This window comes from Phreatobacter sp. (assembly GCF_051860605.1).
GTDB lineage: Bacteria > Pseudomonadota > Alphaproteobacteria > Rhizobiales > Phreatobacteraceae > Phreatobacter.
Map to the genome: position 1 here is coordinate 440,514 of NZ_JBHYDR010000001.1, position 24,710 is coordinate 465,223.

Sequence of the window (24,710 nt, forward strand, 5' to 3'; positions counted from 1 at the left end):
CGAAGCGTGATCGGCCTGCCCCATTCTCGCCATGGCGATCCGGGGCAATCGTGCTACCTTGTGCGCTGCACGATTGTGACCCGGAGCATGGCTTGAGCGACGGCACAGACCGGGACGGGATGTCCACCGCCCAACGACGCGACCCGGCCCTCACCCATGCGGTGGATCGGGCCCGGCTGGTGATCCTGTGGGAGCGGGTCTGGCCGCGTCTCGTCCTCTTCCTCGGCATTTTCGGCGGTGTGCTTGCCGTCTCCTGGCTGGGCTTCTGGCAGGTCGTTCCCTATTGGGCGCGGTTCGGCGGCGTGGTGTTCGTCGGCGTCCTTCTGCTGATCGCCGCCTGGCCGCTCATGACCATCCGCCGGCCCACCGATCGCGAGGCGCTGCGGCGCGTCGATCAGGCAACCGGCGGCGGCCACCGTCCGGCGACCGCGCTGTCCGACACGCTGGCGACCCGCGAGGATCCTTTCGCGCAGGCGCTGTGGGACGAGCATCGCAGCCGGGTGCTGGCAGCCACGGGCCGGCTGCGCACCGGCATTCCCATGCCGCGCATGGCCAATCTCGACCGGTATGCCGTGCGCGCGCTGGCGCTCCTGCTCATCGTTCCGGCCTTCTTCCTGGCTGGCGACGAGCGCATGAGCCGGCTGCTGACGGCGTTCGACTGGCGCGCCCCGCCGGCGCCGATCACCTACCGGATCGACGCCTGGGTGACACCGCCCGGCTATACCGGCCGCCCGCCCATCATCCTGCCGACCCGCCGCTCGGGCGAGGCGGACGCACCGCGTGACCCGTCGCAGGACGTGTTCCGCGTGCCGGCCGGCTCCGTCGTGACGCTGCGTGTCACCGGGCTCTCCGATGTCGACATCCGCCCCGGTGGCGGCGTTGCCGCGGCGGTTCCGGCGGAGGCGACGGCGCCGCGGACGGCCTCGTCCCGGCCGACCGCGTCACAGCCCGCACCGGCCCAGCGAACGGCCCAGCCGGCGAGCGACCTGTCTGAAACGCGGTGGACGGTGAGCGCCGACGGCTCGCTCACCGTGCGCGGCAGTGGCGCCGAACCGCTTGACTGGCGGTTCTCGGCGATCGCCGACCAGCCGCCGACCATCGCATTCGAGCGCGACCCGCAGACCGACCAGCGCAACCAGCTGGTCCTCTCCTACAAGGTCGAGGACGACTATGGCGTCGTGGGCGCCGAGGCTGATGTCGCGCTGGCCCCTTCGGCGCGGGCGCTTCAGCGCGACGGCGCCCGTCCGCTGGCCGAACTGCCCGCGATCCCGCTCGTCCTGCCGCAGGCGCGCACGCGCAGCGGCACGAGCCAGACCAGCCGCGATTTCGTCGCGCATCCCTTTGCCGGGCTGCAGGTGACCGTGCGGCTGCGGGCGAAGGACGATGCCGGGCAGGAAGGCACCTCCGCACCGGCGGTGGGCACCCTGCCGCAGCGGACCTTCTCCAAGCCGATCCCGCGCGCCCTGATCGAGCAGCGCCGCATCCTTGCCCTCGACGCCAATGCCCGTCCGCGGGTCGCCCGGGCGCTGGAGGCGCTGACGCTGGCGCCGGACCGGTTCAACATGGAGATGCCGGTCTATCTGGGGCTTCGCACCGCCTATTTCCGCACGCTGCGCGCCCGCAGCGACGAGCAGCTGCGCGAGGTCATCGACTATCTGTGGGATATCGCCGTCCGCATGGAGGACGGCGACGTGTCCGCCTCCGAGCAGGCGGTGCAGGCTGCCGCCGAGCGCCTGCGGCAGGCGATCGAGCGTGGCGCGTCGGAGGAGGAAATCCGCCGGCTGTCGCAGGAGCTTCGCCAGGCCATGGACCGGCTGATGCGCGAGCTCGCCGAACAGGCCATGCGCAACCGCCAGGAAGGGCGTAACCAGCAGCAGCAGGCCCGGCGCGATCCGAACACGCGCTATATCCGCCCGCAGGACCTGCAGAACATGCTCAACCGGATCGAGGAGCTGGCCCGCAGCGGCGCGCGCGAGCAGGCCGAGCGCCTGATGCAGGAACTCCAGCAGATGCTGCAGGGCCTGCAGGCCGGGCGCCAGCAGCAACAGCAGGAGATGGGCGAGGGTGGCGAACAGGGCGAGAACTCGCTCGACCGCCTGTCGGACATGATCCGCCGCCAGCAGCAGCTTCGCGACCAGACCTTCCGGCGCAATCAGGAACAGCGGCGGTCCCAGCGCGGCCAGCGTCCGAACCAGCGTGGCCAGCAGAGCCAGCGCGGGCAGCAGGGACAACAGGGCCAGCAGGGCCAGCAGGGGCAGGGTTCGGAACAGGGCGAAGGCGCGCCCAATTACGACCAGCTTGGCGAAAACCAGCAGCAGTTGCGCGAACTGCTCGACCAGTTGCGCGAGCAGCTTGGCCAGCAGGGCCAGCAGGGTGATTCCGAAGGCGGGCGTCAGGCGGAACAGGGCCTCGGCAATGCCGGCCGTGCGATGCGGGAGGCCGAGGGCGCCCTGGGCCGCGGCGACGGACAGGGCGCGGTCGATGCCCAGGGCCGGGCGCTGCGCAGCCTTCAGCAGGGCGCGCAGGGCCTCGCCCAGCAGATGCAGGAAGGCCAGGGCCAGGGGCCTGGACAGCAGGGTCAGCCCGGACAGCCGGGCGGCCAGGGGCAGGCGGGTGCGCAGGACTATGACCCGCTCGGCCGGCCGACGCGCGGCCGCGATCCCAACGACAATGCCAATGTGCGCATCCCGAATGTCGGGGAGGGTGCTGCCCAGCGCGCGCAGCGCGTATTGGAGGAGCTGCGCCGGCGCCTGTCGGATCCGGACCGGCCGCAGCCGGAGATGGACTATATCGAGCGCCTGCTGCGCGGGCTTCAGATCCAGTAGCGCCGTGGTGGGATGCGGCTTGCGCCATCCCGCGATGACGGGCGGCGCGGCCGGCTTCAGGCTTCGTCCGGCCCGATCGACCAGACCTCGCCCGGACGCAGGGCCCTGAACCGATCGCGGTCGATGGCGCGGGCGGCCAGTGCCTGGACCAGGGCATCCCGCGGCTCCTCGATGCCCTCGTTGGTCAGCTGGACCGTGCCCCAGTGATGGGCCAGGGCGCGCCTCGCCCCGGAATCGATCATGACCTGAACCGCTTCGTCGGGGTTCATGTGCTGGTCGCGCATGAACCAGCGCGGCTCGTAGGCGCCGATCGGCAGAATGGCGAGGCGGAAGCCGCCGAAACGCCGGCGCGCCTCGCGGAAATGGTGGCCGTCGCCATAGCCGGTATCGCCGATGTGATAGACGTGGCCGGCGGCCATCTCGAGCACGAAGGCGGCCCACAGGGCCTTGTTGCGATCGAACAGGCCGCGCGCCGACCAGTGCCGCATCGGCGCAAGGTGGACAGCGACGCCGTTGCCGACCTCCAGCCGCGCCCCCCAGTCATGCGCCTCGGCGCGGATCGCGGGATCATGGCCTTTCATGACCAGATCCTGTCCGAGCGGCGTGATCACACGCGGCGCATGAGCGGCGTGCAGGCGGGACAGGGTCGAGACGTCCAGATGGTCGTAATGGCCGTGGCTGACCAGGACGAGGTCGATCTTCGGAAGATCCTCGAAGGCGATGCCCGGCGCGTTGACCCGCTTCGGCCCGGCGAAGGACACCGGCGAGACGCGTTCCGACCAGACCGGATCGAACAGGATGTTGAGCCCGCGCGTCTGCAGCATGACGCTGGCGTGGCCGACATAGGACAGGCGCAGGCTGTCGTCATCGACGCGCGGCGGCGGCCGATCGGCGCCGGGTCCCGGCCAGCTGGCGGGCCAACTGGCGCGCCGGTCCCCGCCGAACTGCCAGCGCAGCAGGTCGGTGAAGGCCTTGGGCGGCGAGCCGTGGGGGTCGAAGAAGCGGGTGCCGTCGAAATGGTCGCTCAGCGGGCCCGTATAGAACGGCCGCCGTTCGGCAGCATAGGCGGCGAGGCCGCCGAGAAAGGGCAGTCCGGCGAGAAGGCCGAGAAGCGTGCGGCGCGAGGGCATGGCGGCACTCAGCCGCCGGTCATGGGCGGAAAGAAGGCGATCTCGCGCGCACCGGCCAAAGATGCATCGGACCTGACGTGGACGTGATCGATGGCCGCCCGTATCACCGTGGGGTTGTCGAAGGCATGGGCATATTCCTCGCCGCGGCCGGTCAGATGCGCGATGAGATCGGCAACCGTCACAACCCCGTCGGGAAGATCGAACTCTTCCTCCGCCTTGCCGATCCGTTCGCGCACCCAGGCGAAATAGAGCAGCCTCACGGCTCGTCCTCATCAATCAGGTGGTGGAGCCCGGCGCGAAAATAGTCGAAGCCGGTATAGAGGGTGAGCAGGGCTGCCAGCCACAGCAAGCCGATGCCGACCTGGGTCACGCCCGCAATGATGCGGTCGCCGGCCGGCCCGGCGATGAGGAAGCCGACGGCGACCAGCTGGAGCGTGGTCTTCCACTTGGCGAGTTGCGTCACCGGCACCGAGACGCGCAGCTCGGCCAGGAACTCGCGCAGGCCCGAGACAAGAATCTCGCGCGACAGGATGACCACCGCGGCCCAGATCGACCAGCCGAGGATGGTGCCGTCGGCTGCCAGCATCAGCAGCACGATGCCGACCAGCAGCTTGTCGGCGATCGGGTCGAGCATCCGGCCGATGGTGGAATGCTGCGACCAGATGCGCGCCAGATACCCGTCGAAATAATCGGTGATGGCGGCGACGACGAACACGGCGAGGGCCACCCAGCGAAGCCACAGCCCGCCCTCGTAGATGACCTGAACGAACAGGCACGAGGCCACCACCGGCACGGCGAGCACCCGTCCGTAGGTGAGCAGGTTGGGAATGCTGAAGGCCCCGCCGCGGCGCTCGCGGGGGATCGGATCGGCCGAGCTCATACACTTGTGATGGACGAGGGGGCGCCTGCGGTCAATCGGCAGGCGGCGGGAATCCCGACCGGACTGGACAGATGCGCGTGATCGGATCAAGAAGCCGCCATGATCGCTGCCCTCGCCGACCAGGCCCGCACCCGTCCCTGGCTCGCAACGGCCCTCCTGCTCGCCGTTGGCGGGTCGGCCACTATCCTCGGGGCGCTGTTCTTCGAGCATGTGGTCGGCCTGCCGCCCTGCCCGCTCTGCCTGGAGCAGCGCGTGCCCTATTACGTGATGATCCCGGTGGCGCTGGCCGTCGCGGCAGCCGCGGCGGCAGGCGCTCCGGGGCTTCTCGTCCGGTCGGGGCTTCTGGTGCTGGCAGGGCTGATGGTCTGGGCGGCGGCGCTCGGGGTCTATCACGCCGGCGCCGAATGGGCCTTCTGGCAGGGTCCGGCGACCTGCGCGCAGCCCTCCACCATCGCCCGCACGCCCGGCGATCTCCTGCGCCAGATCCAGACCGGTCCGCGGCCGGTCGACTGCACGGTGGCGGCCTGGCGGTTTCTGGGCCTGTCGCTGGCCGGCTGGAATGCGGTGGTGGCGACGATCCTGGCCGCCCTGGCGCTGTTCGGCGCCAGCCGCCGGCCCAGCGCAGCCTGAGCCGTCCCCTCACGCGACGGGGCGGGTGTCCTCGATCACCTTGCCGTCGTTCGGCAGCGAACCGGGCCTGACCGCCTCCACCGCGCCCTTCAGCTTGATGACCGTCTGGATCGTGGCGCCGATCTCGGACAGGAACTCGGTGCCGCGCACCCGCGTCTCGGCCTTCAGGACCATGGTATCGGACTCGCCGTTGCGGGCGATCACCAGCCGGGCCTTGCTGATCTCGGGATGCCGGCGCAACACCTCCGCCACCTGCTCGGGCCTCACGAACATGCCCTTGACCTTGGCGGTCTGGTCGGCGCGGCCCATCCAGCCGCGGATGCGGAGATTGGTCCGGCCGCACGGCGAGGCACCGGGCATCACCGCGGTCATGTCCCCGCAGGCGAAGCGGATCAGCGGATGGTGCGGGTCGAGAACGGTGACCACAACCTCGCCGACCTCGCCCTCCGGCACCGGATCGCCGGTGCCCGGGCGGACGATCTCCAGGATGATGTCCTCGTTGAGCACCATGCCCTCGCGCGCCTCGGTCTCATAGGCGATGACCCCGCATTCGGCGATGGCATAGGTCTGGTAGGCATCGACGCCGCGGCTGGCGATCTCCTTCTGCAGCGAGGCCGGGAAGGCCGCGCCGCCGACCAGCGCGCGCTTGATGGAGGAGGCATCGCGGCCTTTCTCGGCGGCCGCGTCCAGCAGGATCTTGAGGAAGTCGGGCACGCCCACATAGGCATTGGGGCGATAGGCCTCGATCAGGTCGAACTGGGCCTCGGTATTGCCGGGACCGGCCGGGATGACCGCGCAGCCGACGGCACGCGCGCCCGAATCGAAGCACCAGGCGCCGGGCGTCAGGTGGTAGGAGAAGGTGTTGAGCACGATGTCGCCCCGCCGGAACCCGGCCGCCGTCATGGCCCGCCCGACCCGCCAGACATCCTGGCCGATGGCTTCCGGTTCGAAGATCGGCCCCGGCGACATGAACAGGCGGCCGAACGAGCTGACCTTGCCGGGAACGAAGCCGCCGAAGGGCGGGGCGCCCTTCTGGATCGCCGGCATGTCCGACTTGCGCTGGACCGGCAGCTGGGCGAGGGCGGCGCGCGAGGTGATCGCCCGGGGGTCGATCTTGCCGAGATGCCGTCGCCATGCCGGCAATTTCATTGCAGCGGCAAGGACCTGCGGCAGGCGCCTTAGCAGATCCTTCTCGCGCACGTGCGGGTCGCGCGTTTCGCGCTTGTCAAAGTGCCCGGCCATGAGTGTGTCTCCCTCTCGGGGGCGAGTGTAACCCCTCGCCACAGGGCCAAGCCAACCCCGCAAAAGGTCCGAAGAATCCCCGATCAGACGGTGGTATCAGGCTGCGGGCGTGCAGGCGAAGACACGGCCCGGCCGGTCGAGCGCGGGAGAGAACGTGCCGGTCTCCTCGTCGAGGATGCTCAGGACGCCGGTGGCCACGCCGAAAAACGCGCCGTGCAGCTTCAGCTTGCCGCGCTGCTCGAGAATCTGCACGCATGGAAAGGTGCGCAGATTGGCCAGCGAATTGACCACAGAGCCATATTCCAGCTCGCGCAGGTAATCGTCCATGGTCCGGCTGCCGCGCGGACCGACCCGTTCGATGGCCGGGGCGATCATCGACATCCACTTGCCGATGAAGTCGCCCGGAGACAGCGGCTCGGCATCCTCGGCGACCGCCGCACGGATGCCGCCGCACCGCGCATGGCCGAGCACGACGATGTCGGAGACGCGCAGCGCCTGGACGGCGAATTCCAGCGCTGCCGACGTGCCGTGCTGGCTGCCGTCCGGCGCATAGGGCGGCACGAGATTGGCGACGTTGCGGACGATGAACAGTTCGCCCGGCCCGACATCGAAGATCGCCTCCGGCGACACGCGGCTGTCGCAGCAGGAAATGACCATGGTCTTCGGGCTCTGGCCGTCCTCGCCGAGCCGGCGATAGCGCTCGGACACTTGCGGGAACCGGCCTTCCAGGAACGTGGCATAGCCATCGATCAGACGTTGCGGCAGCAAGGAACACTCCTCAGGATCCAGCAACCATGAGGGTTTGTGGAACATCCCAGCATGGTTACATGAGCAAGAAAATAATGGCGCCAATAAAGAGCGTGGCAACGATCATCATGATCGTGACCGCCAACGCGATCAGATAGACACCCGTCAGTGCAGCGATGGGCGCCGCCACCAGTCCGGCGATGGTCAAGCCAAGATACTTGAGGAACTTCATGACCTGAATCCCTCTGTCGGGAGACGACGGACACGTGCATGATCCCATCATGCGCCTGGACTGTCGGCCATCTTCATCCAAAGGTTCACAACGGAGCTCGTGGCAAGGTTCGCGGAGCCGGAGCCCTGCATGAAGACCGTCCCGCGGCCGGGGTCAATCCCACCCTTCGGCGGTGCAGTATTCAGAGCCAGCCGGGCAGGCGATCCAGCGCGATGATGGCATCCACGTCAAGGCGCGGACGCACGACGGCGAAGTCCGCCCCCTTGACCATCACTTCCGGGGAGAGAGGGCGGGTATTGTAGGTGCCGGCCTGCACCGCGCCATAGGCACCGGCGGTCATGACCGCCAGCAGGTCGCCGGGACCGACCGCGGGCAGCTTGCGTCCGAGCGCCAGATAGTCGCCGCTCTCGCAGATGGGGCCGACCACATCGACTTTCGGCTTCGGCGCGCCGGGCACCGGCTCCTTGACGGGGCGGATCTCGTGATGGGCCTCGTAGAGCGTCGGGCGGATCAGGTCGTTCATGGCGCCGTCGACGATGACGAAGGCATGGCCCCCGGTGTCCTTCACGTAGATCACGCGGGTGACCAGGATGCCGGCATTGCCGACCATCATCCGGCCGGGCTCCATGATCACCCGGCAGCCCAGACCGGCCGTGTGCCGCCGCACCACCTCGGCATAGCGCAGGGGATCGGGCGGCGGCTCGTTGTCGTCGCGATAGGGAATGCCGAGGCCGCCGCCGACATCGACATGGTCGATCGCATGGCCGTCGGCGCGCAGCGTGCCGACAAATTCGGCCATCAGCGCGAAGGCATTGTCGAAAGGTTCGAGATCGGTGATCTGCGAGCCGATATGCATGTCGATGCCGGCGATGCGGATGCCCGGCAGCTTCGCGGCCCGCGCATAGGCCTCGCGGGCGGTGGAGATCGGGATGCCGAACTTGTCGCCCTTCTTGCCGGTGGAGATCTTTGCGTGGGTCCTGGCGTCCACGTCCGGATTGACGCGGAACGAGACATGCGCGGTCACGCCCATCGCCGTTGCGATGCGCGACAATTGCGCGACCTCCGGCTCGCTCTCGACATTGATGCAGAAGACGCCGGCCTCCAGCGCCGCGCGATGCTCGGCCTCGGTCTTGCCGACGCCGGAGAACATGATCTTCTCGCCCGGCACGCTGGCGGCCAGCGCCCGCTTCAGCTCGCCGCCCGAGACGACGTCCATGCCGGCGCCGAGGCGGGCAAGGGTCGCGATCACCGCCTGGTTGGAATTGGCCTTCATGGCATAGCAGACGAGCGAATCCATGCCGGCGAAAGCCTCCGAGAACACCCGGTAGTGCCGCTCCAGCGTGGCGGTGGAATAGCAGTAGAACGGCGTGCCGACCTCGGCCGCGATCCGGTCGAGCGGCACGTCCTCGGCATGGAGGATGCCGTCCCTGTAGGCGAAATGGTGCATGGGTCAGAGCAGGGGATCGAGGATGAAACGTCCCGAGGGCACGAGCTGGCCGCGGCCGACCGGCCGGTTGGGGTCGTAGTTCCGGCGCGGCTCCGGCGCTTCCGGCGAATGGCGCTGGGCCGGCCGGGTCGGATCGGATGGCGGCGCAGCAGCCGTCTCGGTCCGCGGCGGCAGGTTCGGCGGCGTCGGGCCGCCGATCGGCGAGGGTGTCTCTCCCGGCAGTTCGAGCCCGCCGCGGCGGCCGCAGGCGGCAAGCGCCAGGGTTCCGGCGGCGAGCATCAGGAGGGCGGTGCGGCGGGTCGGCGATGCGGTCAAGGCGTGAAGTCCCGGAAGGCAGAGCGGGCGCACCATAACGGATGCGGCCGGCGACCGCGAGGGGGTCACAGGCGCCTCAGCCGCGCGGCGAAGAAGCCGTCGAGGCCGGCAAGGCGCGGCTCGGCGCCGGGCCAATCCGATGCCGGCCAATGGCTGGGCAGGGTGCGCAGGAAACCCTCCGGCGTGACGAAGGGGGCGATGCCCGGCCATTCGTCCGGCCGGATCGGATCGAGCGCCAGCCGGCTGTCGCGGGCCAGCAGCGCGGCGATCTGGTCCTCGCCCTCCTCCGGCTCCAGCGAGCAGGTGCAATAGACCGCCCGGCCGCCGGGCACGAGCAGGTGGGCCAGGCGGTCGAGCAGGCGGGCCTGCAGGCGCGCGAGGCCCGTGACATCCGCGGTCGATTTCAGGCGGGCGACGTCGGGGTGGCCGCGCAGGGTGCCGGTGGCCGTGCAGGGGGCATCCAGCAGGACCGCATCGAAAGGTCCTTCGACAGTCTCGGCCTCGGCCGCCACGATCTCGACCGTCAGGCCGAGCCGCGTCATGTTCTCGGACAGCCGCTCCAGCCGGCGGGCGGAGCGGTCGACAGCGGTGACGCGCGCGCCCGCGCGGGAAAGCTGGGCGGTCTTGCCGCCGGGGGCGGCGCAGAGGTCGGCGACCGACAGCCCCTTCAGATCACCGAGCAGGCGGGCGGGCAGGGCGGCGGCTGCGTCCTGGACCCACCAGGCGCCGTCGGCAAAGCCCGGCAGGTCGGGGATCGGGCCGGACGGCAGCAGGCGCACGGAGCCGGTCGGCGTCACCACGCCGCCGAGCCGGGCCGCCCAGCCGGGCGGGTCCTCGCCAATCGTGAGGTCGAGCGGGGGTTCGATGGCGATCACCGCGGCAATGTCCGCCGCGGTCTGCGTGCCATAGCGGGCGGTCCAGCGCTCGCGCAGCCAGGGGGCGAGGTCGTCGAGCGGATCGAGACCGGCGAGGATCACCTCCCGGTCGCGGGCGATGCCGCGCAGGACGGCATTGGTCAGGCCGGCAAAGCCCTTCGCCTTGCGGTCGGCCTCGACCATGCGCACGGCGCTGTCGACCGCCGCATAGTCCGGGACGTCGAGGAACAGGATCTGGCAGGCACCGGTCAGCAGCACCGTGTTCAGCCGCGGCAGGCCGTCTGGCAGGCCCTTGGCGAGGCGCGTTGCCAGCACCGCCTCCAGCGTTCCCAGCCGCCTCAGCGTGGTCGCGGCGATCTTGCGCGCGAGCGCCCGGTCCGCCGGGTCGAGGGCGGATGCCTCCTCCAGCGCCTCGTCCAGCGGCCGGCGGCGGACCATGACCGCCTCCACCAGCTCGCAGGCGCGGCGCCGGGCGGGAAGTCCCGGATGGGCGGCGGGTTTCGGTCGGGGCGTCTTGGCGGAGCGGGCCTTCATCGACCCCCTCTAGCCCAGCCGGCCCCCGACGGACAGCCCCGGCCGCCGCGTCTCAGCCCCAGGGGCCGCGGGACTGCGAGCCGCCCCAGCCGTTACCGACCTGGGGTTGCCCGCCATAGCCGACCGCCATGCCCCAGGCCGCAGCCAGCTGCTGCAGGGCGGCAATCCGGTTGCCCGTGTCCGGATGGGTCGAGAACAGGTTGTCCATCCGCTCGCCCGACAGGGGATTGATGATGAACATGTGCGCCGTCTGCGGATTGTGCTCGGCGGTGTCGTTGACGTGGCGGTCGTGCGCGCCGGCGATCTTGGCGAGGGCCGAGGCGAGCCAGGCCGGGTTGCCGCAGATTTCCGCTCCAAGCTTGTCGGCCTCGTACTCGCGCGAGCGCGAGACGGCCATCTGCACGATGGAGGCGGCCAGCGGCGCCAGGATCATCATGGCGATGGTGCCGATCATGCCGAAGCCGTTGCGGTTGTTGCTGCCGCCGGAAAAGGCCGCGAAATTGGCCAGCATCGACACGGCGCCGGCCAGCGTCGCTGTGATCGTCATGGTCAGCGTGTCGCGGTTCTTGATGTGGGCCAGTTCATGCGCCACCACGCCGGCAACCTCCTCGCGGGTCAGCAGGTTGAGAAGGCCGGTATTGACCGCCACGGCCGCATTCTCCGGGTTGCGCCCGGTGGCGAAGGCGTTCGGCTGGTCCTCGTGGATGATGAACAGGCGCGGCATCGGCATGCCGGCACGCTGGGCCATCTCATAGGTCATCTGGTAGAGATCGGGGGCCGAGTTCGCGTCGACCTCCTGCGCGCCGTACATGTTCAGCACGGCCCGGTCCGAGCCCCAGTAGCTCCAGAAGTTCATGGCGGCGGCCACTGCCAGCGCGATCAGCATGCCGGCCTGGCCGCCGATCAGGAAGCCGATACCCATGAACAGGGCGGTCATGGCAGCGAGCAGGACGGCGGTCTTCATGTAGTTCATGGCAGATCCCCATGGATTCCGACCTGAGATCGTGATGGCAGGCCCGTTCGGCAAGATGCGGCGCGGCCGTCGCGGATCGCTTGCGTACGAACGACCTCATCTGGTAATCGGCAGGATCGCACCCATGCCGGCCCCTGGAGCCCGTCCATGACCTATGTGGTCACCGAGAATTGCATCAAGTGCAAGTATATGGATTGCGTCGAGGTCTGCCCCGTGGACTGTTTCTACGAGGGCGAGAACATGCTCGTGATCCATCCGGACGAATGCATCGACTGCGGTGTGTGCGAGCCGGAATGCCCGGCCGAAGCGATCAAGCCGGATACCGAGCCGGGGCTGGAGAAATGGCTCGGAATCAATGCCGATTTCGCGTCAAGATGGCCGAATATCACGCAGAAGCGCGACGCGCCCTCCGACGCCAAGGACTGGGACGGCAAGCCCGGCAAGGAGGCCATGCTGTCGCCGGAACCGGGTCAGGGCGACTGACCCTTCGCCGTTAACCTTTCGACACCGGAATTGACCGCCGACGGGCCGCCAGAACCCTCCGGATGACGGCAAGCCTTTGATTTCGGCGAAATTTGTGGTATGGTCGTGCCACAGTCGATCAACAAGCGGTCCTACCGGCGCGCTCCCTCGTTGCGGAGCGTATTTTTTCGGAAAACTCCGACAAGACGTCGTGATCAGCGCCGGAAACGGCTGTTCGCGTCGCGGTAAACCGTTTCGCTTGATGGCTGGTCGTCAGGAGCAAGCCAGGCCCTGGTCTGGCGCAGGATCGCTCCTTTCGCGCGAACCACCGCGGTCCCTTCGGGCACCGTGGATCGGGACAGGCGGATCGCCCGTCCCGCCGTCACCAGCGGCCGTTACGGCCGACGAGGAGTAAGGCGCAGCATGACCGCGAAGAAGAACGCGCAGACCCGTCAGGGCTTCAAGACGAACGAGTACATCGTCTATCCGTCCCACGGGGTGGGCCAGATCGTCGCCATCGAGGAACAGGACATTGCCGGCTTCAAGCTCGAGCTGTTCGTCATCAACTTCGAGAAGGACAAGATGACGCTGCGCGTTCCCACGGCCAAGATCACCCAGGTCGGCATGCGCAAGCTCGCCGAGCCGGATCTGATGACCCGGGCGCTGGACGTTCTGAAGGGCCGCGCGCGCATCAAGCGCACCATGTGGTCCCGCCGTGCGCAGGAATATGAAGCGAAGATCAATTCGGGCGACCTGATCGCCATCTCCGAGGTGGTGCGCGACCTGTTCCGCTCCGACACCCAGCCCGAGCAGTCCTATTCCGAGCGCCAGCTTTATGAACAGGCCCTCGACCGGATGGCCCGCGAGCTGGCCGCCGTCGAGCGCGTCATCGAGGCCGAGGCCGTCAAGATGATCGAGGCTCAGCTCGCCAAGGGTCCGCGCCGCGGTCCCGCCAAGGCCGAGGACCTGGCCGATGAGGCCGACGAGGCCGAGGTTGCGGCGGCCTGATCGGCGCCTGCCACTGACGTTCACCGAAGCCCGGCCTTGTGCCGGGCTTCGTCGTTTCCGGATGCTTGCCGGCGCCACATCGAAGGGCACGCCTCTGGACGCACATTCAGACCGGCCATGAGGCAAAGGTCTGCCAATGCAGCATTTTCTGCGGCACAAGGTCGCGATCCGCCGCTTTTTCGCAGCCGGTTGCTGGTGATCCGTCGCGGGAGCCCATACGTAAATCGCCATAAGCCGAAGGAGCAGGAAAGCCTGCCGGGGGCGGACGCCGAGGGAGTGCGTCATGGCGACAGGGACCGGCGGTCATCTGACCCGGGCTGCGATGGCGGCCCCGTTTCTCGACCGCGAGGAAGAGAAGGTGCTTGCCGTGCGCTGGAAGGAGGCCCGCGACGAGGTCGCGCTCCACCGGCTCGCCCAGGCCCATATGCGGCTGGTCATCGCCATTGCCGCACGGTTCCGTCATTACGGCCTGCCCATGGCCGATCTGATCCAGGAGGGCCATGTCGGGCTTCTCGAGGCGGCTTCGCGCTTCGAGCCGGAACGCGACGTGCGCTTCTCGACCTATGCGACCTGGTGGATCCGCGCCTCGATCCAGGACTACATCCTGCGCAACTGGTCGATCGTCCGCGGCGGCACGTCCTCGGCGCAGAAGGCGCTGTTCTTCAATCTCAGGCGGCTGCGGGCCCAGCTGTCGCAGACCCTCGGCTCTGGGGTCGGCAGCCAGGCCATCCACCAGCACATTGCCGAGGCGGTCGGCGTCTCCACCAGGGATGTCGCGGTGCTCGACGCGCGCCTGTCAGGCGCGGACGTGTCGCTGAACGCGGCGGCCTTCGGCGACGACGATGCCGGCGAGCGGCTGGACCGGCTCGCCGACGAGCGGCCGCTCCAGGACGAGGCGGTGGCGGAGGCGATCGATACCGACCGGCGCGTGCGCTGGCTGAAGGAGGCGCTGCGCGTTCTCAACGCGCGGGAGCTGCGGATCCTTCGCGCGCGGCGCCTGGGCGACGAGCAGGCGACGCTGGAAAGCCTGGGGGCGTGCCTCGGTATTTCCAAGGAGCGGGTCCGGCAGATCGAGAGCCGGGCGCTGGACAAGCTGCGACAGGCGCTGATCGACCGCCATGACGCGGATTTTGCCGCCCGTTTGTGAGGTTTGACGCGACCGCGCTCAATCCTCGATCGTGCGGGCTTCCTCGGGCAGCATGATCGGGATGCCCTCGCGGATCGGATAGGCGAGCCGTGCGTCGCGCGACACCAGTTCGCCGGCAGCGGCATCATAGGTCAGCATGCCCTTGGTCACCGGGCAGACCAGCAGTTCAAGCAGCCGCGGATCGACCGTACCCGGCCGGGTGGCGGGCACCGCGCCCCTGCCGTCCTGCTGCGACCCGTTCCGGTCCGTCTCCTCGGCCATGAAGCTGGTTCTCCCGTCATTCCGTTGCTGCCCGACTTACTTAGCACTGCCTGCAGGCCGCGCCAGAGCAGGGCCTCAGTTCAGCGGCTTGCGCTGGTCGTCCGCGTCGTTCTTCGAGAGCGCTACCTCGGTGACCGCAACCAGCAGGGCGGCCCGGGTCTTGAGATCGGGGGCCTCCAGCAGGGCCTGCTTTTCCCGCACCCCCCATGGGGACATCATGCACAGCGAGTTGACCAGAACCTCGGTCGGCGCGCGGCGGATGCCGTCCCAGTCGGCTTCCAGGTCATTGGCCTTGAGGAAGTCGGCGAGCGCCTTGAGGAGGCCGTCGCGATCGACCGCATCCTCCCCGCGGCGCGCCTCGAAATCGTCGCTGAACGCCCCGAAATCGACCCGGCAGCGTCGGAACGGGGTGTCGCCGGCCAGTTCCTCGACGATGCGGAAACGGGCGATGCCTGTCAGGCTGAGCATGTAGCGGCCGTCGCCGGTCTCGCCCAGCTGGGTGATGCGGCCGGCGCAGCCGACCTCCGCCAGTTGCGGCCGTTCGGCCTCCTCGTCGTCGGGGACCGGCTGGACCATGCCGATGATGCGGTGGCCGGCGAGCATGGCATCGTCGATCATCGCCAGGTAGCGCGGCTCGAAAATGTTCAGCGGCAGCTGGCCGCGCGGCAGCAGCAGCGCCCCCGGCAGCGGGAAGATGGCGATCTCGGCCGGAAGGTCGGCCGGGTCGCGATAGACGGCGTTGGTCGCCATGGCTCCGCTCCGCTACGGCTGGGACGATCCTTGTCCATGTAGGACGGGCGTGCGGACTTGCCAGTGCCGCCGTCCGATCCTGCGGGCAGACCCTCAGCGATAGCTGCCGTGATAGGCGGCGTTCGGCCGCATGTCCGTGCCGCTGGCCACCCGGTTGGACATGTTGAAGAAGGCCGCCACGGCCGAAATGTCCCAGATATCGCGGTCGGAGAAGCCGACCTTGCGCAGGCCCTCGCGATCCTCGTCCTCCACCGACCAGGGCGTCTCGGTCAGCTTTACGGAAAAGTCGAGCATCGCGCGCTGGCGGGCATCGAGCCGTGCGGCCCGGTAGTTCATCACCATCTGCTCGCCGAGAACCGGATCCCCCGAGAGCTGGCGCACCGCCGCCCCGTGCGCGGTCAGGCAGTAATAGCAGCGGTTCACCGATGAGACCGCCACCGCGATCATCTCGCGCTCCAGCTTGCTGAGCCCGCAGGGCGCCAGCATCAGGTCGTTGTACATGGCGGCGAAGGCCTTCAGCTTGGCCAGGTCGTGCGTATAGGCGAGCAGCACGTTGGGCACATAGCCGATCTTCTCGCGGCACTTGGCGAAGTAGGCCTCGATCTCGGCGTCCAGCGGCGCGGCAGGCAGATCGAGCGCGACGATCGGTGCATCGTCGGCATGCTTCGCGGAGGTCGCAGCCTTTCCGGCGATCCCCTTGCCGGCGGCAGCCTTGCCGCCTGAAGCCTTGCGGCCTGCTGGTTTCCGGGCTGCCTGGCTGGTGGCACCCTTGGCTGCGGCTTGCCGGCTCATCGCATCTCTCCCTGCATGGCACCCGCCTTCTTTCGCGGGAGGCCCACCGTCACGGGCCCGTCGCACCCGCGTAGCATGAGGAGGCCGCTGGCCGATAGCGGACGAAAGAGGCTTTACGGCCGTTCCGACCCGTGGTCATGCTGGCCACCGGCGCGAACAACAAGCAGCCAGCGCGACAAGGGGGCCGGGCATGACCAGCGGCATGGCGGACGCGGGGGCCGGTCGGGCCACGATCGAGCAGGCCGAGACCATCCTCAGGGGCACCGAGGACGCAATTCCCTCGACCTTCGTGGCCGACCTGTTCGGCCGCGCCGATCCGGAGGATCTTGCCGGTTACGAGGGTCGAGACCTCGCGGTTCTGGCGGCGGGCGCCTTCCGTCACCTCGGCCAGCGCGCGGCGGGGCAGTCCCGGCTGACCGTCCACGAGCCCGATCCGACCTCGGCCACCTCGGTCCTGTCGGGCGTGACCGTGATCGAGGCGGTCAACGAGAACATGCCGTTCCTGGTTGATTCGGTGCTTGGCGTCCTGACCGAGCTCGGCATGCGAATTCGCCTCGTCTGCCATCCGATCGTCACCATCGAGCGCGAGCCGACCGGCGAACTCTCCGTCTATCGCGGCCTCGACCATTCCGATCCGGCCGCGCCGCGCGAAAGCCTCATCCACATCCATGTCGACCGGGTCGCCGATGATGGCCGGCGGGCAGTGCTGGTGTCGGAGCTCGAGGCGACGCTCGCCGATGTCCGCATCTGTGTCGCCGACTGGCGGCCGATGATCACGCGCGTGCAGGCGATCATCGAGGACCTGAAATCCAATCCGGTCCTGCCGGTGACGGAGATGGCCGAGGGCATCCAGTTCCTCGAATGGCTGGCCTCGAACAACTTCACCTTCCTCGGCGTGCGCGACTACGCCTATGTCGGCGGTGTTGCCGAAGGCCAGATGGAGCCCGAATTCACCTCCGGGCTCGGCATCCTGCGCGACGAGAACGTCCGCATTCTCAGGCGTGGCACGGAACTCGTGACCATGACGCCGGAAATGCGCGAATTCCTGATGCAGCCGGTGCCGCTGATCATCACCAAGGCCAATGTGCGCTCGCGCGTCCACCGGCGCGTCCACATGGACTATGTCGGGGTCAAGCGGTTCGACCGGCATGGCAATCTGGTGGGCGAGGCGCGCATCGTCGGGCTGTTCACCTCCACCGCCTATACCCGCTCCACCCGCACCATCCCCTATCTCAGGCGCAAGGTGGACCGGGTGCTGACCCGCGCCGGCTTCGATCCCGATGGCCATTCCGGCAAGTCGCTGGTCAATGTGCTGGAGGGCTATCCGCGCGACGAGCTGTTCCAGATCGACGACGACACGCTGTTCGTCCACGCGATGGCCGTGATGCAGCTGGAGGATCGTCCGCGCGTGCGCGTGCTGCCGCGCGCGGACCGGTTCGACCGCTTCGTCTCGATCATGGTCTTCGTGCCGCGCGACCGGTTCGACACCACGGTGCGCATCGCCATCGGCAACCATCTGGCGAGCGTCTATCAGGGCCGGGTCTCGGCCTATTATCCGTTCTTCCCCGAAGGTCCGCTGACGCGCGTGCATTTCATCATCGGCCGGACCGAGGGCGAGACGCCGCGGATCGATCGCGCGACGCTCGAGCAGGCGGTCGCGCGCATCGTCCGGACCTGGGGCGACGGTCTTGCCGAGGCCATCCAGCTCGTCCACGACCCGGCCCGCGCCGGCACGCTCGCCTCCCGCTATCGGGACGCCTTCTCCGCGGCCTATCGCGAGGCGGTCAAGCCCGACCAGGCCATCAGCGATATCCGCATCCTGGAGAGCCTGTCGGACAACCGGCCGCTCGCCATCGACTTCTATCGCAACGATCCGGCCGTGCGGATCCGGGCCGGCCTCAAGGTGTTCGCCCGCGGCCGGCCCATCCCGCTGTCCGAGCGGGTCCCGATCCTGGAGGCCATGGGCTTTGCCGTCGTCGACGAGCGCACATACGAGGTGATGCCGTCCGGCCCAGGCGCCGACATCGTCTGGCTCCACGACATGTCGCTGGCCCGTCCCGGCGGGGACCCGATTGACCTGGAGGCGCTCGACGAGAAGCTGGAAGCCGCCCTTATGGCGGTGATGCGCGGCGATGCGGACAGCGACGGCTTCAACGCGCTGACGCTGGAGGCGGGCCTTGCCTGGCGCGACGTGGCGCTGATCCGCACGCTGGCGCGCATGCTCAGGCAGATCCGCGTGCCGTTCAGCCAGGATTACCTGTGGGCGACACTGCGCCGCCACACCGGCATCACCAAGGGCGTGGTGCTGATGTTCCATCTGCGCTTCGATCCGCGCCTGACCCTGTCGGTGCAGGAGCGCCTGACGAAACAGGCCGACGTGACAAGCCGGCTGGAGGAGGCCCTCGCACAGGTGTCCTCGCTCGACGAGGATCGCATCCTCAGGGCCTTCATCAACCTCGTTCAGGCGGCCGTCAGGACCAATTTCTACCAGACCGGCGAGGATGGCCGGGTGCGTCCGACCATCGCCATCAAGTTCGAATCGCGGAAGATCGACAAGCTGCCCGCGCCGAAGCCGCTCTACGAGATCTTCGTCTATTCGCCGCGCGTCGAGGGCGTCCACATGCGCTTCGGCAAGGTGGCGCGCGGGGGCCTGCGCTGGTCGGACCGGCCGCAGGACTTCCGCACCGAGGTGCTGGGCCTCGTCAAGGCGCAGCAGGTGAAGAACGCGGTCATCGTGCCGGTGGGCGCCAAAGGCGGCTTCGTTCCGAAGCGCCTGCCGCCGGCGAGCCAGCGCGACGCCTGGCTGGCGGAGGGCACCGAGTCCTACCGCATCTTCGTGCGCTCGCTGCTGCAGATCACCGACAACATCGAGGCCTCCGGCATCGTGCCGCCGGCCGATACGGTGCGCCACGACGGAGACGACCCCTATCTGGTGGTGGCTGCCGACAAGGGCACGGCGACCTTCTCGGATACCGCCAACCAGCTCTCGCTGGAGAAGGGCCACTGGCTGGGCGATGCCTTCGCCTCCGGTGGCAGCCAGGGTTATGACCACAAGGGCATGGGGATCACCGCGCGCGGCGCCTGGGAGGCGGTGAAGCGCCATTTCCGCGAGACGGGCACGGATATCGGCGTCACGCCGTTCAGCGTGGCCGGCGTCGGCGACATGTCGGGCGACGTGTTCGGCAATGGCATGCTGCTGGAGCGGACCATCCGTCTGGTCGCAGCCTTCGACCACCGGGACATCTTCCTCGATCCCTCGCCGGATCCGGAGGCATCCTGGGCCGAGCGGCGGCGGCTGTTCGATATGCCGCGATCCAGCTGGGCGGATTACGACAAGACGCTCATCTCGGCGGGGGGCGGTGTGTTCCCCCGCTCGGCGAAGTCGATTGCGCTCAGCCCCGAGGTGCAGGCGGTGCTCGACCTTCCCAAGGCCGAGGCAACGCCGCAGGAGGTCATGAACGCCATCCTCAAGGCGCCGGTGGACCTGCTTTTCTTCGGCGGCATCGGCACCTATGTGCGCGCCTCCGGCGAGACCGACGACGAGGTCGGCGACCGCGCCAACGACGCGATCCGCGTCACCGGCATGGAGATCCGGGCGAAGGTGGTGGGCGAGGGCGCCAATCTCGGCATGACCCAGCGCGGCCGCATCGAGGCTGGCCGGCGCGGGGTGAGGCTGAACACCGATGCCATCGACAATGCGGCCGGCGTCAATACCTCGGATGTCGAGGTCAACATCAAGATCGCGCTGACGACCCCGGAGCGCGACGGCCGCCTCGACCCGCAGGCGCGCAATGCGCTCCTCGCCGACATGACCGAGGAGGTCGGCCGGCTGGTGCTGCGCAACAACTACCTGCAGACGCTTGCCCTGTCCCTGTCGCAGCGGCGGGGGCTCGAGGAACTCGGCTTCCAGCAGCGGCTGATGCAGAGCCTGGAGACGCAGGGCAAGCTCGACCGGGCGGTGGAATATCTGCCGGACGATGCCGAGATCGCCGAACGCCGGCGGCGTGGCGACCCGCTGACCCGGCCGGAGATCGCCGTCCTCATCGCCTATGCCAAGATCGACCTCTACGACGATCTGCTCGACTCGACGGTTCCCGACGATCCCTACCTGTCGCGCGAACTGGTCCGCTACTTCCCGCGGCCCATCCAGGAGCAATATCCGGACGCCGTCGAGAGCCACCGCCTCAGGCGCGAGATCATCGCCACCGGCCTGTCCAATTCGATGATCAATCGCGGCGGGCCGGCCTTCGTCGCGCGGCTGATCGACCAGACCGGCGCGGATGTCGCGGCGATCGCCTCGGCCTTCGCGGCCGTGCGCGATGCCTATGGCATGACGGCGCTCAACACGGAGCTCGACACGCTCGACAACCGGGTCGCCGGCCAGATCCAGCTCGAGCTCTACGGGGCGATCCAGGACCTGCTGATCGACCGGGTGGTCTGGTTCATCCGCAATGTCGATCTCACGCGCGGCCTTGCCGACGTCATTGCCCATCATCGCTCGGGCATCGAGCAGGTGGCGGCCAGCCTCGACACGGTGCTGCCACCGGATGCGGCGGCCCGGCGCGCGGCACGGATGGCCGAGCTCCATGCGGCGGGCGTGCCCGACCCGCTCGCCAGCGTGCTTGCCGGGCTCGACTGGCTGGCGATCGCTCCCGACATCGTGGCGGTTGCGGATGCGACAGGCCGGCCGGTGGCCGATGTCGCGGCCACGACCTTTGCCGCCTCTGCCGCCTTCCGCCTGGACGAGGTCAAGGCTGCGGCGCGAACCATCGCCGTGACCGACTATTTCGACCGCCTGGCGCTCGACCGGGCGCTGGATTCCATCGCGGTGGCGGAGCGGCGCCTGGCTGCCGACATGATGACCGGTCCGGCGACCGGCGAGGCGGCCGTGGCCGCCTGGATGGCGGTGCATGGCGGGCGCGCGGAGCGCATCCGCACAGCCGTGGCGGAGATTGCCGGCTCGGGACTGACGGTCTCGAAGGCGACCGTGGCGGCGAGCCTGCTTGGCGATCTGGTGCGCGAATGAAGCGGTTTCTGCTTGCCGTCGCGCTTGCGGCGGCGCTGTGCCTGCCCGCGCCTGCCCTTGCCCAGAGCGCCACTGCGGAGGGTGGGCAGGGCTCGTTCCACCGCGAGCAGGTCTGGCGCATCCCGCACAATGTCGATGAAGGGCGCAGCCTCGGCGTCATCCTGTTCCGCCCGCCGGGCGAGGAGCGCCGCCCGCTGGTGGTGGTGACCCACCACACGTCCGGCAATGCCCAGAACAATGCCCAGCCGCGGCACGGGGTCTATCCGCATCTGGTGACCTGGTTCATCGAGCGCGGCTATGCCGTGGCCGTGGTCCACCGGCGTGGCTACGGGCTGACCGGCGGCGAACGGGCCGAGCGCTTCGCCTGCCGCAGGCCGGCCCACTATGCCGGCGGGCGCGCCGATGCCGCGGACCTGACGGCCGTGATCGATGCCCTGACCGCCCAGCCCTTCATCCGCCGCGACGGCGTCATTGCAGTGGGCCAGTCCACGGGAGGCTGGTCGGTGGCGGCGCTGGCAGCCGAGAACCACCCGGCGGTTGCCGGCATCGTCAATTTCGGCGGCGGGCGGCGCGGCCGCTCGGGCGAGACCGGGCAGACCTGCGCCCTCGACGAACTGGTTCGCGACGCGGCCTTCATGGGCCGGCGTGCGCGCACGCCCGCCTTGTGGATCTATGCCGAGAACGACCAGTCCTTCCCGTCCGCGCTGTCGCAGCGTATGGCGGAGGCCTATCGCAATGCCGGCGGCACGCTGGATTTCTCGCTGGTGCCACCGTTCGAGCGCGACGGCCATGCGCTCATGCCCAATCCGCGCGGCATGACGGTCTGGGGGCCGATCGTGGAGCGGTTCATCCTGAAGTTCAGGTAGCGCCAGAAGCCTGGCGGATCAGGCGGTCTTGTCGACCATTGCGCCGGTGCCGGGAGCGGGGGTGGCCTGAACGGCCGAGGCGAGCAGATCGACCACCGCCTGGTCCGCCTGCTTCTGCTGGTTCACCAGCACGGCCTGGATACCCATCCGGGTTTCCTGCGTGTTCATGGCGACCATGGCGCCGGCAATCGCTGACATCGACACTGCGTTACTCCCGTGCGGCCAACACTGTCGCCGATCGGGGTTAACGGACGCTTCCCGTTCCGGGGATTACGCGGTCAGGCGTCGGGCCCGGCCAGGATGCCGCGGGCCTTGAGGTCGGCGATGGTGCCTGCGTCGTAGCCGAGTTCGGCCAGGACCTGCGCGCTGTGCTCGCCGACGGCCGGTGCGCGGCGCGGGGCCTGTTTCGGGTCGTCGCCGACAAAGACCGGGCTGTTGACGGTGAGAAGTTCCTCGCCCGCGAGAGGCACCAGCGCCCCGCTCGCCCGCATCTGCTCGTCGGTCATCATGTCGTCGAGGGTGGCGACGAAGCCGAAGGTCAGGCCGTGTCCGTCGAGGAGAGCGCGCCATTCGGCCAGCGTCTTCTGGCGGACGGCCTCATCGATGAGGCCGATCAGTTCGGCGTTGTGGCGATTGCGCGCCGCGACGTCGGCAAAGCGCGGGTCCTGCGCCAGCGCGCCGAGGCCGATGCGGCTGATGAAGACCGGCCACTGGACCTCAGGATTGAGCAGCGAGACCAGCAGCCAGCGACCGTCTCTGGTCTCGTAATGGTTCATCAGCGGATTGGGCGCCTGCTCCCGCGGCAGGCGGCGGGGGATTTCGGCCCCGCACAGCCGGGCCTGCGCCAGATAGCTGTTCGACCAGAGCCCGTTGGACAGCAGGAAGGTGGAGGCAAGGCCGCCCTTGCCGGTCCGCTCGCGGCGGAACAGGGCGGTGACGATGGCGCCGTACAGCGCGATGGCCGAGGGATTGTCGCCCATGCCGGGCACGGAGCGGGCCGGCGGCAGGGCGGATTCGGCGCGCACCTGATCCATCAGCCCCGAGCGCGACCACCAGGCATTGCTGTCGAAGCCCGGTTTGTCAGCCTCGGGCCCGGTCTCGCCATAGGCGGAGAAGGACGCGTAGACCAGCCGCTCGTTGAGCGCGCCTAGCGTCTCGTAGTCGATGCCGAGGCGCCGGCGGGCGGGGAAGGGCGCATTGGTGATGAACACGTCGGCCCCGGCAACCAGCCGGTGCAGGACCTCGGCGCCTTCGGGGGTCGCAAGGTTCAGGGCGAGGCCGCGGCGCGACCGGTTGGCCATCAGCCAGGCGAAGTTCTCGCCCGCGTCGGGCTGGCCGTCGGTGCCGGCGAGCTTGCGGTAGATGTCGCCCGCCACCGGCTCGATCTTGATGACGTCGGCGCCGAAGTCAGCGAGCACCGTGGCCGCACCGGGCGCGGCGATGTAGCTCGCGCAGTCGATCACCTTCAGCCCGTCGAATATCGCTGCCATGACCTCTCCCGGAAACCGCGCGCCCTGTTGCCGGGTCTTGGCGCAAGGCTAGCAGCGGCTGCCGGAGGGGACAATTCCGTTTCATTTCCCGAAATGCCGTTTCGCCTATGCCGTTCGGCACAGAGAGTCAGGCGCAGACCCGGCGGCAGGACGGCGGATCTGTCGGGGCGTGGACGCCTCAGCGCGTCGGGATCGGCTTTTCACCGCGATAGTCGTAGAAGCCGCGCTGCGACTTGCGGCCCAGCCAGCCGGCCTCGACATATTTCACCAGCAACGGGCAGGGCCGGTACTTGGTGTCGGCCAGCCCCTCGTAGAGCACCTGCATGACCGACAGGCAGGTGTCGAGCCCGATGAAATCGGCAAGCTGGAGCGGCCCCATCGGATGGTTGGCGCCGAGCCGCATCGCGGTGTCGATGGCCTCGACCGAGCCGACGCCCTCGTAGAGCGTGTAGATCGCCTCGTTGATCATCGGCAGCAGGATGCGGTTGACGATGAAGGCCGGGAAGTCCTCGGCCACCGCGATGGTCTTGCCAAGCTTCAGGCACAGGGCGCGCGAGGCCTCGAAGGTCTCGTCCTCGGTGGCGATGCCGCGGATCAGCTCGACGAGCTGCATGACCGGCACCGGGTTCATGAAGTGGATGCCGATGAACCGCTCCGGGCGGTCGGTCGTCGAGGCCAGCCGCGTGATCGAGATGGACGAGGTGTTGGTGGCGAGGATCGCCTCCGGCTTCGCGATCGGGCAGACCGACTGGAAGATCTTGATCTTGACCTGCTCGTTCTCGGTTGCCGCCTCGATGATGAGGTCGCAATCGCCGAGGTCCTCGAACCGGGGTGCCGAATCGATGCGCATCAGGGCCTGCTGGCGATCCTCCTCCGAGATGAGGCCGCGCGAGAGCTGGCGGGTCATGTTGCCGTTGATGGTGGCAAGGCCGGACTTGATCCGGTCCTCCGAGATGTCGTGGAGCAGCACGTCGATGCCGGCGATTGCGGCGACATGCGCGATGCCGTTACCCATCTGGCCGGCGCCGATCACGCCGATCTTGCGAATGTCCATGATCCCACCCGATGGCCGGCCCGC

At 68.9% G+C, this 24,710-nt stretch carries 23 protein-coding genes; 7 read left to right on the plus strand and 16 right to left on the minus strand.

Translation table 11 applies throughout. The annotated features are described in order from the left end of the window. The first annotated feature begins 92 nt into the window (after positions 1-92). Entirely contained in the window at positions 93-2,825 is a 2,733-nt protein-coding gene (locus tag ACTIFS_RS02050) for a TIGR02302 family protein (protein WP_439572363.1), read from the plus strand. Between the two features lie 56 nt (positions 2,826-2,881). Here ACTIFS_RS02050 and ACTIFS_RS02055 read toward each other — a convergent pair whose 3' ends face one another. Genes ACTIFS_RS02055 through pgsA form a run of 3 tightly spaced genes read right to left on the minus strand, consistent with a single transcriptional unit; the run spans position 2,882 to position 4,835 of the window. Continuing rightward, entirely contained in the window at positions 2,882-3,955 is a 1,074-nt protein-coding gene (locus ACTIFS_RS02055; RefSeq protein ID WP_439572364.1) for an MBL fold metallo-hydrolase, read from the minus strand. 8 nt (positions 3,956-3,963) lie between these two features. Further along, positions 3,964-4,215 carry a molybdopterin converting factor subunit 1 gene (gene moaD / locus ACTIFS_RS02060; protein WP_439572365.1) on the minus strand — a complete coding sequence of 84 codons (252 nt, stop codon included), beginning with the start codon at positions 4,213-4,215 and terminating at the stop codon, positions 3,964-3,966. Further along, positions 4,212-4,835 (minus strand): CDP-diacylglycerol--glycerol-3-phosphate 3-phosphatidyltransferase, encoded by a 624-nt coding sequence (gene pgsA / locus ACTIFS_RS02065; RefSeq protein ID WP_439572366.1) that lies wholly within the window; start codon positions 4,833-4,835, stop codon positions 4,212-4,214. The genes moaD and pgsA overlap by 4 nt, the downstream gene beginning before the upstream one ends. A 99-nt stretch (positions 4,836-4,934) precedes the next feature. Between pgsA and ACTIFS_RS02070 the strand changes: the two genes are divergently transcribed. After that, positions 4,935-5,465, plus strand: coding sequence for a disulfide bond formation protein B (locus ACTIFS_RS02070; RefSeq protein ID WP_439572367.1), 531 nt, complete (start codon positions 4,935-4,937; stop codon positions 5,463-5,465). A gap of 9 nt (positions 5,466-5,474) precedes the next feature. Here the strand turns inward: ACTIFS_RS02070 and ACTIFS_RS02075 are convergent, their stop codons facing one another. The 7 genes from ACTIFS_RS02075 to htpX form a co-directional block, all read right to left on the minus strand. Beyond that, on the minus strand, positions 5,475-6,707 hold the full coding sequence (locus ACTIFS_RS02075) for a phenylacetate--CoA ligase family protein (RefSeq protein ID WP_439572368.1): 1,233 nt from the start codon (positions 6,705-6,707) through the stop codon (positions 5,475-5,477). A gap of 96 nt (positions 6,708-6,803) precedes the next feature. After that, a complete protein-coding gene (locus ACTIFS_RS02080) occupies positions 6,804-7,520 on the minus strand; it encodes a carbonic anhydrase (protein ID WP_439572369.1) in 717 nt (238 codons plus the stop codon). Between the two features lie 10 nt (positions 7,521-7,530). Continuing rightward, positions 7,531-7,686 carry a hypothetical protein gene (locus tag ACTIFS_RS02085; RefSeq protein ID WP_439572370.1) on the minus strand — a complete coding sequence of 52 codons (156 nt, stop codon included), beginning with the start codon at positions 7,684-7,686 and terminating at the stop codon, positions 7,531-7,533. Between the two features lie 181 nt (positions 7,687-7,867). Further along, positions 7,868-9,133, minus strand: a complete 1,266-nt coding sequence (gene lysA / locus ACTIFS_RS02090; RefSeq protein WP_439572371.1) for a diaminopimelate decarboxylase — start codon at positions 9,131-9,133, stop codon at positions 7,868-7,870. 3 nt (positions 9,134-9,136) lie between these two features. Beyond that, entirely contained in the window at positions 9,137-9,448 is a 312-nt protein-coding gene (gene lptM / locus ACTIFS_RS02095) for an LPS translocon maturation chaperone LptM (RefSeq protein ID WP_439572372.1), read from the minus strand. 65 nt (positions 9,449-9,513) lie between these two features. Then, positions 9,514-10,857 (minus strand): RsmB/NOP family class I SAM-dependent RNA methyltransferase, encoded by a 1,344-nt coding sequence (locus tag ACTIFS_RS02100; protein ID WP_439572373.1) that lies wholly within the window; start codon positions 10,855-10,857, stop codon positions 9,514-9,516. 52 nt (positions 10,858-10,909) lie between these two features. Then, positions 10,910-11,830 (minus strand): zinc metalloprotease HtpX, encoded by a 921-nt coding sequence (htpX, locus tag ACTIFS_RS02105; protein WP_439572374.1) that lies wholly within the window; start codon positions 11,828-11,830, stop codon positions 10,910-10,912. A gap of 147 nt (positions 11,831-11,977) precedes the next feature. On the opposite strand from htpX, the gene fdxA reads away from it, so the two are divergent. The 3 genes from fdxA to ACTIFS_RS02120 all read left to right on the plus strand — a co-directional run bounded on the left by fdxA (position 11,978) and on the right by ACTIFS_RS02120 (position 14,447). Continuing rightward, positions 11,978-12,313 carry a ferredoxin FdxA gene (gene fdxA, locus ACTIFS_RS02110; RefSeq protein WP_439572375.1) on the plus strand — a complete coding sequence of 112 codons (336 nt, stop codon included), beginning with the start codon at positions 11,978-11,980 and terminating at the stop codon, positions 12,311-12,313. Between the two features lie 402 nt (positions 12,314-12,715). After that, entirely contained in the window at positions 12,716-13,300 is a 585-nt protein-coding gene (locus ACTIFS_RS02115; RefSeq protein ID WP_439572376.1) for a CarD family transcriptional regulator, read from the plus strand. A 283-nt stretch (positions 13,301-13,583) separates the two neighbouring features. Continuing rightward, the gene (locus ACTIFS_RS02120; protein WP_439572377.1) at positions 13,584-14,447 is read left to right on the plus strand and encodes an RNA polymerase factor sigma-32; all 864 of its coding nucleotides are present in this window, start codon (positions 13,584-13,586) and stop codon (positions 14,445-14,447) included. An 18-nt stretch (positions 14,448-14,465) separates the two neighbouring features. Here the strand turns inward: ACTIFS_RS02120 and ACTIFS_RS02125 are convergent, their stop codons facing one another. The 3 genes from ACTIFS_RS02125 to ACTIFS_RS02135 form a co-directional block, all read right to left on the minus strand. Further along, positions 14,466-14,708, minus strand: coding sequence for a Trm112 family protein (locus ACTIFS_RS02125; RefSeq protein WP_439572378.1), 243 nt, complete (start codon positions 14,706-14,708; stop codon positions 14,466-14,468). A 75-nt stretch (positions 14,709-14,783) separates the two neighbouring features. Continuing rightward, positions 14,784-15,458, minus strand: coding sequence for an LON peptidase substrate-binding domain-containing protein (locus ACTIFS_RS02130; protein WP_439572379.1), 675 nt, complete (start codon positions 15,456-15,458; stop codon positions 14,784-14,786). 93 nt (positions 15,459-15,551) lie between these two features. Next, a complete protein-coding gene (locus ACTIFS_RS02135) occupies positions 15,552-16,250 on the minus strand; it encodes a peroxidase-related enzyme (protein WP_439572380.1) in 699 nt (232 codons plus the stop codon). A gap of 190 nt (positions 16,251-16,440) precedes the next feature. On the opposite strand from ACTIFS_RS02135, the gene ACTIFS_RS02140 reads away from it, so the two are divergent. Further along, the gene (locus ACTIFS_RS02140) at positions 16,441-21,276 is read left to right on the plus strand and encodes an NAD-glutamate dehydrogenase (protein WP_439572381.1); all 4,836 of its coding nucleotides are present in this window, start codon (positions 16,441-16,443) and stop codon (positions 21,274-21,276) included. Beyond that, positions 21,273-22,142 carry an alpha/beta hydrolase family protein gene (locus tag ACTIFS_RS02145; RefSeq protein WP_439572382.1) on the plus strand — a complete coding sequence of 290 codons (870 nt, stop codon included), beginning with the start codon at positions 21,273-21,275 and terminating at the stop codon, positions 22,140-22,142. The genes ACTIFS_RS02140 and ACTIFS_RS02145 overlap by 4 nt, the downstream gene beginning before the upstream one ends. An 18-nt stretch (positions 22,143-22,160) precedes the next feature. Here the strand turns inward: ACTIFS_RS02145 and ACTIFS_RS02150 are convergent, their stop codons facing one another. The 3 genes from ACTIFS_RS02150 to ACTIFS_RS02160 all read right to left on the minus strand — a co-directional run bounded on the left by ACTIFS_RS02150 (position 22,161) and on the right by ACTIFS_RS02160 (position 24,686). Further along, entirely contained in the window at positions 22,161-22,346 is a 186-nt protein-coding gene (locus ACTIFS_RS02150) for a hypothetical protein (RefSeq protein WP_439572383.1), read from the minus strand. Between the two features lie 74 nt (positions 22,347-22,420). After that, positions 22,421-23,632: a CaiB/BaiF CoA transferase family protein gene (locus tag ACTIFS_RS02155; RefSeq protein WP_439572384.1), complete on the minus strand. Its 1,212-nt coding sequence runs from the start codon at positions 23,630-23,632 to the stop codon at positions 22,421-22,423. Between the two features lie 178 nt (positions 23,633-23,810). After that, positions 23,811-24,686 carry a 3-hydroxybutyryl-CoA dehydrogenase gene (locus tag ACTIFS_RS02160; RefSeq protein ID WP_439572385.1) on the minus strand — a complete coding sequence of 292 codons (876 nt, stop codon included), beginning with the start codon at positions 24,684-24,686 and terminating at the stop codon, positions 23,811-23,813. Positions 24,687-24,710: the final 24 nt, after the last annotated feature.

Coding starts and splice junctions, on each gene's coding strand:
- ACTIFS_RS02055 (WP_439572364.1), bottom strand. CDS start 3,955: ATGCCCTCGCGCCGCACGCTTCTCGGCCTTCTCGCCGGACTGCCCTTT.
- pgsA (WP_439572366.1), bottom strand. CDS start 4,835: ATGAGCTCGGCCGATCCGATCCCCCGCGAGCGCCGCGGCGGGGCCTTC.
- ACTIFS_RS02070 (WP_439572367.1), top strand. CDS start 4,935: ATGATCGCTGCCCTCGCCGACCAGGCCCGCACCCGTCCCTGGCTCGCA.
- ACTIFS_RS02075 (WP_439572368.1), bottom strand. CDS start 6,707: ATGGCCGGGCACTTTGACAAGCGCGAAACGCGCGACCCGCACGTGCGC.
- ACTIFS_RS02080 (WP_439572369.1), bottom strand. CDS start 7,520: ATGTTCCACAAACCCTCATGGTTGCTGGATCCTGAGGAGTGTTCCTTG.
- ACTIFS_RS02085 (WP_439572370.1), bottom strand. CDS start 7,686: ATGAAGTTCCTCAAGTATCTTGGCTTGACCATCGCCGGACTGGTGGCG.
- lysA (WP_439572371.1), bottom strand. CDS start 9,133: ATGCACCATTTCGCCTACAGGGACGGCATCCTCCATGCCGAGGACGTG.
- ACTIFS_RS02100 (WP_439572373.1), bottom strand. CDS start 10,857: ATGAAGGCCCGCTCCGCCAAGACGCCCCGACCGAAACCCGCCGCCCAT.
- htpX (WP_439572374.1), bottom strand. CDS start 11,830: ATGAACTACATGAAGACCGCCGTCCTGCTCGCTGCCATGACCGCCCTG.
- fdxA (WP_439572375.1), top strand. CDS start 11,978: ATGACCTATGTGGTCACCGAGAATTGCATCAAGTGCAAGTATATGGAT.
- ACTIFS_RS02115 (WP_439572376.1), top strand. CDS start 12,716: ATGACCGCGAAGAAGAACGCGCAGACCCGTCAGGGCTTCAAGACGAAC.
- ACTIFS_RS02120 (WP_439572377.1), top strand. CDS start 13,584: ATGGCGACAGGGACCGGCGGTCATCTGACCCGGGCTGCGATGGCGGCC.
- ACTIFS_RS02125 (WP_439572378.1), bottom strand. CDS start 14,708: ATGGCCGAGGAGACGGACCGGAACGGGTCGCAGCAGGACGGCAGGGGC.
- ACTIFS_RS02130 (WP_439572379.1), bottom strand. CDS start 15,458: ATGGCGACCAACGCCGTCTATCGCGACCCGGCCGACCTTCCGGCCGAG.
- ACTIFS_RS02135 (WP_439572380.1), bottom strand. CDS start 16,250: ATGAGCCGGCAAGCCGCAGCCAAGGGTGCCACCAGCCAGGCAGCCCGG.
- ACTIFS_RS02140 (WP_439572381.1), top strand. CDS start 16,441: ATGACCAGCGGCATGGCGGACGCGGGGGCCGGTCGGGCCACGATCGAG.
- ACTIFS_RS02145 (WP_439572382.1), top strand. CDS start 21,273: ATGAAGCGGTTTCTGCTTGCCGTCGCGCTTGCGGCGGCGCTGTGCCTG.
- ACTIFS_RS02155 (WP_439572384.1), bottom strand. CDS start 23,632: ATGGCAGCGATATTCGACGGGCTGAAGGTGATCGACTGCGCGAGCTAC.
- ACTIFS_RS02160 (WP_439572385.1), bottom strand. CDS start 24,686: ATGGACATTCGCAAGATCGGCGTGATCGGCGCCGGCCAGATGGGTAAC.